This is a genomic window from Micromonospora globosa (assembly GCF_000717585.1).
Lineage (GTDB): Bacteria > Actinomycetota > Actinomycetes > Mycobacteriales > Micromonosporaceae > Micromonospora > Micromonospora aurantiaca.
In genome coordinates, this window is the sequence record NZ_JNZR01000062.1 from 1 (window position 1) to 11,113 (window position 11,113).

Sequence of the window (11,113 nt, forward strand, 5' to 3'; positions counted from 1 at the left end):
ACGACATCTACGTCGCACTCTCCACCGGCACCACATTCGCCCCCAGCACCAAATGGCACGACTACTTCGGCCTCACCAGCGAAACCACACTCTGAGCCCCAGGAGGAACCATGCCGCACGACCGGAACATCTCCCCCACCGTGAGCCGCCGGCGGCTGCTCACCGGCGCCGCCGCGGTCGCGGCGACCGGCGCCCTCGCCGGCGCCTTCACCGCGCCGTCCGCGGCCAGTGCAGCCGTCAACGGGTACGGCCTGCGCATCGTCGACCGCAACGAGAACGGCGGCCGGTTGCAGTACTACCGTTTCGCCACCGACGCGATCGAGTGGGATCCGGCGGTGAACGTGCTGCTGCCCGACGGCTACCACACCAGCCGCAAGCGTTACCCGGTGTTGTATCTGCTGCACGGCGGCAACGCGGACTTCCGCACGTTCCACCTCCAGGACAACATCATCAACCTCACCGCGGGCCGCGAGATCATCGTCGTCATGCCGGACGCCTCCACTGGCTGGTACAGCAACCCGGTCAGCACCAATGTCGGGCCGCGCAACTGGGAGACGTTCCACATCGCCCAGTTGCTCCCCTGGATCGAGGCCAACTTCCGCACATTCCCCGAGTACAACGGCCGCGCCGTGGCCGGCTTCTCGATGGGCGGCTTCGGGGCCCTCAAGTACACGGCGAAGTACTACGGCCACTTCTGCTCGGTCAGCTCCCACTCCGGGCCAGCCAGCCTGCGCCGCGACTTCGGCCTGGTCGTGCACTGGGCGAACATCACCTCGGCCGCGCTCGACCTCGGCGGCGGCACCGTGTACGGCGCGCCCCTGTGGGACGAGGCACGGGTCAGCGCGGACAACCCGATGGAGCGCATCGAGAGCTACCGCAACAAGCGGATCTTCCTGGCGGCCGGCACGTCACCCGACCCGGTCAACTGGTTCGACTCGGTCAACGAGGGCCAGGTACTGGCGGGCCAGCGCGAGTTCCGGGGAGCGCTCAGCCGGGCTGGCATCCCGCACGAGTGGCGCGAGGTGCCGGGCGGCCACTACTTCCGCCACGAACTGTTCGTCCAGGACCTCGCCGGCATGCTCGGCCGGCTGCGCCGCGCCGGCTGACCCACCGGACCTGCGGCGCGTGGCAGGCCGCCACCAATCCGGCGACGGCCTGCCACGCCCGGTCGGCGGACCGCACGCCGCGCGTCCAAGGGGGCTCAGCCCGATCATGAAGTCATCCTCCGCCACCGCGCCGAGGCTACCGACCGCTCAACACGCCTTCTCGACACGGCGGGCCGGGTCGAGAAGTTCCGCGCCAAGTACGCCCGTCGCGAGCCCCGGGAGCCGCGCTGACCGAGGCGCGCATGCTGCTGCGCGCCGGGTACGCGATGCGCGGCGTCCGTCCGTCCACGACGAGGTTGCTGGTCGAGATCGTGGAGAGGTATCCCCGCCCCTGGTACGTGGTCGCGGCTGACGCGACGCCGGCTGGATACTGCCCAGGTGCGGGCTCAGCGGCCGGGACCACCCAGGTCGAGCCGGTCCTCGCGCACCCGGTCGGCCAACTCCAACTTCGTCCGGGTCGGGCGGCCCACCTCGGCATACTTGCGTTTGACCCGTTCCAGATACTCGCGCGCGGTCCCGTAGGCCACGCCCGCGCGGCGCGCGGCGGCCGCCAGGGTGGCCCCGGAGGCGTACGCGGTGAGCACCGCGCGCTCCTGCGGGGACAGCCGCGGCCGGTCGGCGCGGGCGTCGCGGCTGAGTACGAACGCGAGTTCCGGACTGATCGCCGACCCGCCGGACGCCACCTCGCGGATCGCCTCCACCAGCACGTCCAGGGGATGGCTCTTGGTGAGGTAGCCGGCCGCCCCGGCACCGATCGTGGCCAGCACGCCGTCGGCGTCGGGGACCGCCGAGACGACCAGCACCCGCCCGCCGCCGGCCCGGACACGCGCCACGTTGTCCGCCGGGTCGGATCCGTCGCGCAGGTTGAGATCGAGCAGGACCACCCGGGGCGCGTCCGCACCGCCGAGTCCGTCGAGATAGCCGTCGACCGTGGCGGCGACCTGCACCAGGCGGACGTCCTCGACCGGTGCCAGCCAGGTACGCAGCCCGTCGAGCAGCATCCGGTCGTCGTCGATCGCGGCGACAGTGATCATCCGGCCCTCTCACCCAGCCGCCGACGTCCACGCGCCGGGCGGCCAGCTCATCTCGACGGTGGTGCCCTGACCTGCTCCGCTGTCCACCAGCACCTCGCCGCCGGCCTCACCGATCCGCGCGCGCACCGACCGGGACAACCCTAGCCCTGGCCGGATCCGGTCCGGGTCGAAGCCGCGCCCGCGGTCCGCCACCGTGACCCGCAGCCTCGCCGGGTCCGGGTCGTCCGTCCCCGCCGCCGGGCCGGCCACCGTCACCAAGGCGGTCGAGGTGCCGCTGTGCCGGATCACGTTGTTGAGCGCCTCCCGGACCGCGCCGGTGAGCGCTCGCACCACGGCCGGCGGCACGTCCGGCGGGACGTCGGTGACCCGCAGGTGCACCCGCAGGCCGGTCGGCGCCAACTCCCGGATGACCGTGGTGAGCTCGCCGACCAGCCGCATCCCGACCGCGGAACCGGCGGACGCGATCAGGCCACGCAGATGGTCGGCGTCAGCGGCGAGTCGACGCCGCACCACCGGATCACCGGTGTCGACCGCGCCACGGGCGACCGCGTCCAGCGTGGACAGCACGGTGTCGTGCAACATGCGGTGCTGCTGTGCCACCTCCGAGGCGTAGGCGGCGTGCGCCGCGATCCGCTGCCCCGCCTCGGCCAACGCCGCCTCCGCCTTCACCGCCCGTACGGTCGCCCGGTCGGCGCGCAGTGCGGCCTGCCGCAGGGCACCGACCACCAGGCCGGCGGCCGCCGGCACACCCACCAGTGCCAGCAGGTTCCCCGCCGCCCCGGACAGCGCCGCCGGACCCAGGGAGACCGTGGCGTGCACCCCGAGCAGGTAGCCGACCGCCAGCGCGGCGTACCAGGCGAGGGCCTGACGACGCGACAGTGCCAGCGCGACGGTCAGGCCCGCGCCGATCGCGGCCGGCAGGGCCGGATGGCTGAACCCGGTGCCGTGGCCCGGCCGGGTGAGCAGGCCGCCGGCCACGAGGGCGACCAGCGCCACCGTCGCGTCCAGCCCGGCGACCCCCCGGCCCACCGCGCCCTGTCCGTGGACCCACACCAGCACGCCGACCACCGCGAGAGTCTGGACCGCGTACACCGTCACCGCCGCCGGCACCGACCGCAGTCCGGCCGTGCCGCCGGTGAGGACCGCGACCGGCCAGGCGGCGACCTGGCACATCCGCACCACGACGAACAGCCCGATCAGGCCGGTGGTCAGCGGAATCGCCGGGGAAGGGCCGGGACCGGAGCGGGAAGCGGGCGGAGCGACGGCGGCCGTGGCAGTCATGGCACTCAGCATGCCGGACCGGGCCGGACCGCTGTCGGCAGGACTGCCGACAGCAGTTCGTCCGTCGTGCGGGGGTGCGACCGCACCAGGCATGATCGGGACGGCTCCACCGAATCCTGGTACGACCGGAAGGACAGGCAGATGAGATGTCTCCAGCGGAAGCTACCCGCGCTGGCCGGGATCGCGCTGCTGATCGCGGCGCCCGGTTGCGGCAACCCGGCCGTGCCGGTGAGCGGACCGGACAGCGCCACCCCCACGAGCACGGCTGCCCCGGCGAGCCTGCCGGGCAGCGACCAGGGCGACCGGGTCGAGGTGGACGGCCGGACTGTCGCCGGGGTGGCACCGGGGCTCGGGTTCCCCGCCGGCAGCAAGGTCGACACCGCGTTCGGCGACCCTGGCTCGGCCACGGTGATCCTCACCGCTCCTCCGCCCGAGCAGGTGCTCGCCCACTACCGCCAGGCGGGCCCGCCGGCCGGATACCCGGTGGGCACCGACACCGGTCAGACTCTGCACCTCGACGGACGCGGGTGGACCGTCGAGGTCATCGCCACCTCGCGCGACACCACAGTCACGTTCGCCCGCAACCGGCCGGCCGAGCAGTCGACCGCGCCGCCACAGGCGGAGGAGCCGGCGCTGACCGGCCGGGATCTGGGCGTGACGAACCTGCCGTTCAACTTCCGGTTCCCGCCGGGCAGCCAGGTGCGCGACCTCTCCGACACCGCCGCCGGCGCCCGGCTCACCCTGGTCGAGCCCGACCCTCAGCGGGTACTCGCGTTCTACCGCACCGCCCTGCCCCAGGGATTCTTCGACGTCACGGGCGACCGCACGACCGGCGGGACCACCATCATCACGTTCGAGAAGGACGACGGTGAGTGGACCGGCACCATCGAGGCTACGGACGACCGGGTCACCGTCAGCACGGTCCATCGTCGATAGGACGACCCTTCCGGCGGCCGGCACGTTCCCGTCCGACGGGCTTCGACGACGAACCGGGGCGGTGAAGGGCAACCGTCGGTGGCGTCAGCTGCGGGGGCCCGGACCGGCCACCTGCGTACCCTGGTCGCGCCGTACCCATCTGGCATCCTTCCGGGACACCCTGCGATCGACGAGCGCCAGCACCGTTGCGGGCCGGGCGAGGGCGAGGGCGGTTGGTCGAGCCGATGCTCATGCTCTGGCCTGCGAACGATGGCGTCGCCAGACGGCAACAACCCCCCGATGTGAGCCCGATCATCGATGCACGAGCACCCTATCCGACTGGGGAGTCGAGGAGAACTGGAGCGCTCCGGGTACGCGCTGCCCTCGAACCGGCGGCGTTCGCCACCGGTCTGGGTGTCGTGACCGCACCGCACGGCCGGCGCGTCCCGGCCGGACGGGGCAGGTCCGGCCGGGGGTCACCACGGGTTCGCCGGCGCCACCAGCAGCAGGCCGGTCGCGGGCAGCCCGGTGGTACCGCCCGTGGTACGGCCCGCCGTTGTCGCGCCGGCCTGCCGGGGCCGGTTGGCCTCACCCGGCTCGACGGCGTGCCCACGCTCGTGGTCTTCTGATCGTCCGCGGCCGTGGGCCGCTCTGCCTGCTCGGCTCCCCGCTCGCGCCTGTCCAACGTGTGTCATGCCGACTCGACTGTGAGGATGATCGGGTGCTGCCCGGTGCTCGGGTCTGACTCGCGTTACGGCCGGCCTTCAGTGCCTTGAGTTTGATCTGTCGGCTCGAGTCCCGGGGGGTGTCCCTATGGGTTCGTCAAGCGGCGATCGGCGTCGTGGGGCGGGGTTGGTAGGGGATCTTGTCGCGGAGCATGGCGTATAGGACGTCGCAGCGACGGCGGGCGAGGCAGATGAGGGCGGCGTTGTGGCGTTTGCCTTCGGCGCGTTTGCGGTCGTAGTAGGCCCTGCTCACGGGGTCGGCCAGGGCTGCGAACGCAGCGAGGAAGAACGCGCGTTTGAGGTTCTTGTTGCCGCCGCGGGGTGGGTGTTCGCCACGGATGCTGCTGCCGGATCGTCGGGTGACGGGGGCGAGGCCGGCGTAGGCGGCGAGGTGGCCGGGGGTGGCGAAGCTGCTGCCGTCGCCGACTTCGAGCAGGATCCGGGCTGCGGTCCTGACGCCGATGCCGGGCATCGAGGTCAGGACCGGGGCAAGAGGGTGCGCATCAAGCATCCTTTCGACCTGGGCGGCGGCCTGGTCGCGTTGCCGCAGGATGTCGCGGAGGCTGTCGGCCAGGCGGGGCAGGATCGTCTCCGCGGCCTGGGTGCCGGGGACGGTGACGGTCTGCTCGTCGAGAGCGGCCATGATCTGCTCAACGAGCCGGTCACCCATGCGAGGTGCGTGGACGGCGGCGATCGAGAGCAGTTTGCGGCGGCCGGCCTTGCGCAGGCCGACCGGGCCGCCGCAGCGGGACAGCAGTTCCAGGACCGCCTTGTGGTGGACCTTGGGGCCGAGGACTCGTTCCAGGGCGGGGTGGATCTGGGTGAGCAGTCCTCGGATGCGGTTGGACACGCGGGTGGCTTCGCCGGCGAGGTCGTCGTCGAAGCCGACCAGGATCTCCAGTTCGGCCAGAGTTTCGTCGCCGGTGTCGACCCGCCGCAGCGTGTGCGGCAGGGTGCGGGCCGCGTCAGCGATGACGTAGGCGTCGCGGGCGTCGGTCTTCGCGCTGCCGGGGTGCAGATCGGCGATCCGCCGCATCGCCAGGCCAGGCAGGTAGGCCACCTGATGCCCGGCCGCCCGAGCCACCGCGACCGGCAGGGCGCCGATCGAGGCCGGCTGGTCGACCACCACCAGGACACGGCCATGGCGGGCGAGTTTGTCGAACAGCTGCCGCAGCCGAGCCTCGGTGTTCGGCAACGCCGCGTCATGCAGCCGCTTGCCGTCCGGAGCCAGCCCGACTGCGTGGTGGTCACCCTTACCGACGTCCAAGCCGAGGTAGACGCCGTATTCGTCGTTCACCAGACCCGCCTCCACGCATCGTCCGTGGCCTCGGCCGCTGGTCCAGGCGTCGGACTGCCGGCAGCCACGTTACGAAGAGACCTACCCCCACACGGGTGGCCGTGTCCCTATCAGCGGTCCACCGACGCCACCCGACCCGGCGACAACACCCCCGGATCATCCGTACGACAGGGGCAGGAAGTCATACCGGGCCGGGCGACCGAGGGGCCCCGGCTGGGGACGATCAAAAAGGTAACCGGGGGGGTGCTTGCTGCCGCCGGACCGGCGCGACGTGTCCCGATAGGGGCTCCCGCCAACAAGGCGCCGTCACAGCCTGACCATCCTTGCCGGCCCGGCGACGGCCATCCGCTCCCGAGCCGTCAGGAGCCGAACAACCCCGCCCAGCTCGTCGCACCTGCGCGACCTCCGGCACCACCAGTTGTTCTTCGCCGACATGGACCGGCGGACGGCCAGGCCCCGGGCTGCGCCGCGACCCTACGGAGCCAAGGGCCGGCCTCTCAAACCACCACCACCGCCGGCCGCCCGGCCGGTCACTGGATGGATCCAGCCGCCGCTGCTCGACGCCGAAGTGCGCAGCTACCGCTACGCCGCAATCGATCTGCGGCACGGCCCCGCGCCGGACAACCCCTGGCTGGCCTGGGTACTGCACCTGGCCCACACCAACGCGGAAGCCCGTGGCTGGACCCCGGTCACACGCCGGGGAATGCAACGGGTACTGGTAATGCTGCTCGCCGACTACCAGGAAGGCGATCTGATCCGGGTCAGCGGCTTCGCGGACATCGTCGTGCGCCGCTGCACCAACCTCGACTGCGTCATCGAGATCCTCGCCACCTTGGCCGTCGTTGACGATGACCGACCGGCCGCCCTCGAACCATGGCTGCACGCCAAACTCGCCCACCCTCGCCCCGCCCATTCGGCGCGATGTGCTGCGGTGGGCCCGGTCCTGCGCGATGGCGGACCACACGTCCGCGCCCGGCGCGTCGAGACCGTTCGCGGCTATGTTGCCGCTACCGTGCCCGCGCTGACCGACTGGGCGTGGCATCGCGAGCACCTGCGGGAGGTCACCCGCCGCGACGTCAGCACGTATCTGGACAGGCTGCACGGCAACCCACGCCAGACCGCGACCACGCCCTGCGGTCGCTTTTCGGCTGGGCCAAGCACAGCAACCTGATCTTTCGTAATCCGACCGCCCGGGTCAGAGGGCCACGCGTCGATGACGCCATCTGGCAGCCCCTGCGTCCCGACGAGCTGAACCAGGCCGTTACAGCCGCGACAACCCCGCAGGCCCGGCTCTTCCTCGTACTGGCCGCGGTCCACGCGGCGCGCCCCGGCCAGATCCGCGCGATGCACCTCGACGACGTCGACCTGCCTGGCCGGCGCATCACCATCGCCGGTCACGACCGCCCGCTCGACGAGCTGACCCACCACGCACTGCTCGACTGACTCGACTACGGGCGCCGTCATTGGCCGAACACCGCCAACCTGCACCTGCTCGTCAGTACCGAAAGCGCACTGTGGCACGGCGGGTCAGCCACACCTGCGTTTCACGCTGCCCGCCTCCGGTCTGGCCTCGCCGCATCTGGTCTACGGCGAGCGACCCTTCGACGTCTCCGCGAACTCGTTACGGCTGCTGACCACCGTCCCGGAGCCGCTGCCGGTCGACGGGCCGGCGCTCGGCGGTGGTCCGCCGCGTCGGCGGATCGCGCTGTCAGAGTTGACCGCGATCCTGATGCATCTTTCCTGCGGCTACGCCGTGAGTGACCGGGTGGCGGCAGCTCACCGACAGTGCCCGAGGTGGCGGTCCGCCTGGGTAGTCGGAGCGGTCGGGGTGCTCCTGCCCGGGACTGCACCAGCGGCTTACCGGCTGCGCGGCTTCTCCGGGGACGTGCAGGCCGAGGTGATGACCGCATTGCGCTCAACCACGCGGGGGCCCAAGGTGGCGCAGCGGCTACTCAGACTACGCTCACCCGCCGCTCGGACGCCGCTGCGCGCCGGTGAGCCGCGTACGCCCGTGGAGCCGCCGGTGCCGCCGTCGGACGGCGGACACCCCGACGTCGTGCTCGCCCGCACGGTCGCCGCCGGGCTCATCACCACCGCCGAGGCCGACCTGATTGGCGCCACCCGCCTCGAGGACGTGTCGGCGGCCGACTTCGCCGATCGCCCACGGACGCGGCTATTGGGCGTAGCCGAGGAGCGCTCGCGGGCTGAGGAGCGCCTGATCTCACTTTCCCGCACCTGGCGATCCTTTTGACCGGCCCCGCTGACGGCGCTGACACCCCGCAACGGCCCGCCGAAGCCCTTCGAAGGAGGACGGCCACCGCGCCGGGCGCAGGTCCACCAGCTTTCCCTCGCTCATTCGCCCAGCCCTACACCTTGGGGCATAGGGCTCCGAACTGACTGGAAGTGATCTTCCGAACGCTTGCGGAATCGCCCTCGTGACCTGCGTCAGGCCTGGGAAGTACTCTTCCGCTGTGAACGTTGCCCGAGAAACCGCCCGCGGTCGACTGGGTCCGCTGCGGGTGCTGCTGGTCGAGGACGATCCTGCCGACGTCGCTCTCATCGAGGACACCTTCGCCACTCACGCCCTGGCCGCTGAGTTGCACCACGTTCCCGACGGGGTAGAGGCCATGGCGTTCGTGCGCCGTCAAGGCCAGTACGCCGACGCTCCGCGCCCGGAGTTGATCCTGCTCGACCTGAACATGCCCCGCATGAACGGCCAGGAGGTCCTCGCCGCGATCAAGGCCGACCAGTGGCTCAAGACGATTCCGGTCGTCGTGTTCACCACTTCCGTGGTCGACGCCGACGTGCTGGCCAGCTACACAGCGCACGCTAGCGCCTACGTCACCAAGCCCATCGGCCTGGACGACTTCGAGCGCGTCGTTGGGCAGATCCACCGCTTCTACGGCCGCACCGCAAGCCTGCCTCCCGATTCCAGCACGGCCTGAGAAATCCTCCGCCCCAAGCGCTGAGCCACCCCCGCTTTCGTGGAGCTTCTTGACCACGGTCTGATGGCCGTGGGGGAGGAAGTCGTCCGTGGCAGCACCGAAGAAGTACCCCGATGAGCTTCGTCAGCGCGCTGTGCGCCTGTACCGCGAGTCGGACCCGAAGCCGGTGATCCGGCGTCTGGCCGAGCAGCTTGGTGTGCATCACGAGGCGCTCAGGAACTGGATCCGGCAGGCCGAGGCGGATGAGGGTGAGCGTCACGATCGGTCGAGCAGCGAGATGGTCGAGGAGAACCGCCGGCTGCGCAGGGAAGTTAGCGAGCTGCGGCGGGCGAACGAGATCCGGAAGGCTGCGAGCGCGTATTTCGCGGCGGAGCTCGACCCGACCCGGCGACGGTCATGAGGTTCATCGGTGAACATCGTGACCAGTTCGCGGTCGCGCTCCTGCTACGGGTCCTGAACATCGGCGCCTCGACCTACTACGCGTGGGTCAAGCAGGCCGAGCAGCCCTGTGATCGGGACGTGGTCGACCTGGGGCTGATCTCCAACATCTACGAGATCTGGGAGACGTCCGGGCGCACCTACGGCGCGGACCGGGTCCACCGGCAGCTACGCCGTGACGGCATCCGCGTGGGCCGCAAGCGGGTGGAGCGGTTGATGGCGCAGCAGGGCTGGCAGGGGGCGTTCCTGCGTCGAGGCTGGCGCGGCGGCTCCACCCGACAGGATCCCCGGCACACGCCGGCACCGGATCTGGTCAACCGACAGTTCACCGCGACCGGCCCGAACCGCCTGTGGGTCGCCGACGCCACTCGCATCCCTGCGGCGAGGGCGCGTTCTGGCTCGCCGCAATCCGCGATGCGTTCTCCCGCCGGATCGTCGGCTGGAAGACGTCTGACCGCTGCGACACCGACTTGATCCTCGCCGCCCTCGAATACGGCATCTGGTCGCGCGACGTCCGCGACGGCCAATTGATCCACCACTCGGACAGGGGATCGAACTACACGTCTTTCCGCTTCGCGGAACGCTTGCAGGACAACGGGATCCTGCCCTCGATGGGTTCCGTCGGCGACAGCTCCGACAACGCGCTCATGGAGAACTTCTGGTCAACGTTGAAGATCGAACTCGTCTACCGCACCTCGTGGCGGACCCGCGACGAGGCCGAGAACGCGATCTTCGCCTACATCGACGGTTGGTACAACACCCGCCGCATCCAGAAGGAACTGGGCTACCTCAGCCCGAACGAGTACGAGGCCGCCTGGCACAACCACCAGACCGAACCAGCCGAACCACCTATCACCACCCCTGCACCAGCCGGCAGCAGGTAACCACCGCTCCAACAAAGCAGGGGAAACTCAGGAGTAGCAGCCGCGATAGGAAGCAGAGGGCTAGATCAACCCGATTCGGCTGGCGAACTCACGTACACCTAGCAGGTTGCGGCTGTCGCGGTTGAGTAGTTCGGTTGTGAGTTGCTGCGCCCATGGCCGGTAGCGAACCTCCTGCGGGGTGTCTCGCTCGGCAGCAAGCAGCGCCTGGAATGTCGCCTGTGGGCGCCCGCGGCCGTGTAGTGCCAGCGCTGTGTCTTCCCAGTAGCGAGCTCGGCGCTCCGGCATGACGATCCGGGCCGGGTCGACCTGCCGAGCGTAGTCGACAGCGGTGCCGTAGTCACCAAGCACCCGGGACACGCTGATCTTGTAGACAGCCAGGTCGAGCAGATTGAGCCATTTTCATCCTGCGTAGCGGTCGGCTTCGACGCGGTGCAGGACGAGGATGGCCTGCACGATCGCGGTCGCTCGGCGTGGGCAGCAGCGCAGCT

Annotated in this window: 12 protein-coding genes and 2 pseudogenes; 9 read left to right on the top strand and 5 right to left on the bottom strand. The window is 70.8% G+C overall.

The window, feature by feature from the left end; all coding sequences use genetic code 11:
- Positions 1 to 110 precede the first annotated feature (110 nt).
- Both IF06_RS0131310 and IF06_RS34910 read left to right on the top strand, forming a co-directional pair.
- Entirely contained in the window at positions 111 to 1,106 is a 996-nt protein-coding gene (locus tag IF06_RS0131310; RefSeq protein WP_013476115.1) for an alpha/beta hydrolase, read from the top strand.
- A gap of 153 nt (positions 1,107 to 1,259) precedes the next feature.
- Positions 1,260 to 1,337: pseudogene (locus IF06_RS34910) on the top strand (50S ribosomal protein L31); the annotation flags it as partial.
- Positions 1,338 to 1,492: 155 nt separating this feature from the next.
- On the opposite strand, the gene IF06_RS0131315 reads toward IF06_RS34910, so the two are convergent.
- Positions 1,493 to 2,140, bottom strand: coding sequence for a response regulator (locus IF06_RS0131315; protein WP_030275359.1), 648 nt, complete (start codon positions 2,138 to 2,140; stop codon positions 1,493 to 1,495).
- Positions 2,141 to 2,149: 9 nt separating this feature from the next.
- Positions 2,150 to 3,421 (bottom strand): sensor histidine kinase, encoded by a 1,272-nt coding sequence (locus IF06_RS0131320; RefSeq protein WP_030275361.1) that lies wholly within the window; start codon positions 3,419 to 3,421, stop codon positions 2,150 to 2,152.
- A gap of 141 nt (positions 3,422 to 3,562) precedes the next feature.
- Here IF06_RS0131320 and IF06_RS0131325 point away from each other — a divergent pair, with 141 nt between their 5' ends.
- Complete coding sequence (locus tag IF06_RS0131325) at positions 3,563 to 4,357, top strand: hypothetical protein (protein ID WP_013476112.1); 795 nt, start codon at positions 3,563 to 3,565, stop codon at positions 4,355 to 4,357.
- 801 nt (positions 4,358 to 5,158) lie between these two features.
- On the opposite strand, the gene IF06_RS0131330 is transcribed toward IF06_RS0131325, so the two are convergent.
- On the bottom strand, positions 5,159 to 6,358 hold the full coding sequence (locus tag IF06_RS0131330) for an IS110 family transposase (RefSeq protein WP_114921300.1): 1,200 nt from the start codon (positions 6,356 to 6,358) through the stop codon (positions 5,159 to 5,161).
- A gap of 568 nt (positions 6,359 to 6,926) precedes the next feature.
- On the opposite strand from IF06_RS0131330, the gene IF06_RS34595 reads away from it, so the two are divergent.
- From IF06_RS34595 to IF06_RS34130, 6 genes are all read left to right on the top strand, one after another.
- Positions 6,927 to 7,529 (top strand): hypothetical protein, encoded by a 603-nt coding sequence (locus tag IF06_RS34595; protein ID WP_227457593.1) that lies wholly within the window; start codon positions 6,927 to 6,929, stop codon positions 7,527 to 7,529.
- A gap of 657 nt (positions 7,530 to 8,186) precedes the next feature.
- A complete protein-coding gene (locus IF06_RS35040) occupies positions 8,187 to 8,609 on the top strand; it encodes a hypothetical protein (RefSeq protein WP_141722637.1) in 423 nt (140 codons plus the stop codon).
- A gap of 220 nt (positions 8,610 to 8,829) precedes the next feature.
- Positions 8,830 to 9,303 carry a response regulator gene (locus tag IF06_RS0131345; RefSeq protein WP_013476110.1) on the top strand — a complete coding sequence of 158 codons (474 nt, stop codon included), beginning with the start codon at positions 8,830 to 8,832 and terminating at the stop codon, positions 9,301 to 9,303.
- Between the two features lie 88 nt (positions 9,304 to 9,391).
- Positions 9,392 to 9,703: a transposase gene (locus tag IF06_RS0131350; protein WP_030275367.1), complete on the top strand. Its 312-nt coding sequence runs from the start codon at positions 9,392 to 9,394 to the stop codon at positions 9,701 to 9,703.
- Positions 9,700 to 10,215 carry an IS3 family transposase gene (locus tag IF06_RS33790; protein WP_091331546.1) on the top strand — a complete coding sequence of 172 codons (516 nt, stop codon included), beginning with the start codon at positions 9,700 to 9,702 and terminating at the stop codon, positions 10,213 to 10,215. Before IF06_RS0131350 ends, IF06_RS33790 begins: the two co-directional genes overlap by 4 nt.
- Complete coding sequence (locus IF06_RS34130; RefSeq protein WP_232236821.1) at positions 10,173 to 10,625, top strand: IS3 family transposase; 453 nt, start codon at positions 10,173 to 10,175, stop codon at positions 10,623 to 10,625. Before IF06_RS33790 ends, IF06_RS34130 begins: the two co-directional genes overlap by 43 nt.
- Before the next feature lie 60 nt (positions 10,626 to 10,685).
- Here IF06_RS34130 and IF06_RS33480 read toward each other — a convergent pair whose 3' ends face one another.
- The gene (locus IF06_RS33480; protein WP_227457594.1) at positions 10,686 to 10,973 is read right to left on the bottom strand and encodes a hypothetical protein; all 288 of its coding nucleotides are present in this window, start codon (positions 10,971 to 10,973) and stop codon (positions 10,686 to 10,688) included.
- A gap of 51 nt (positions 10,974 to 11,024) precedes the next feature.
- Positions 11,025 to 11,113, bottom strand: a pseudogene (locus tag IF06_RS33795) (IS5/IS1182 family transposase); the annotation flags it as partial.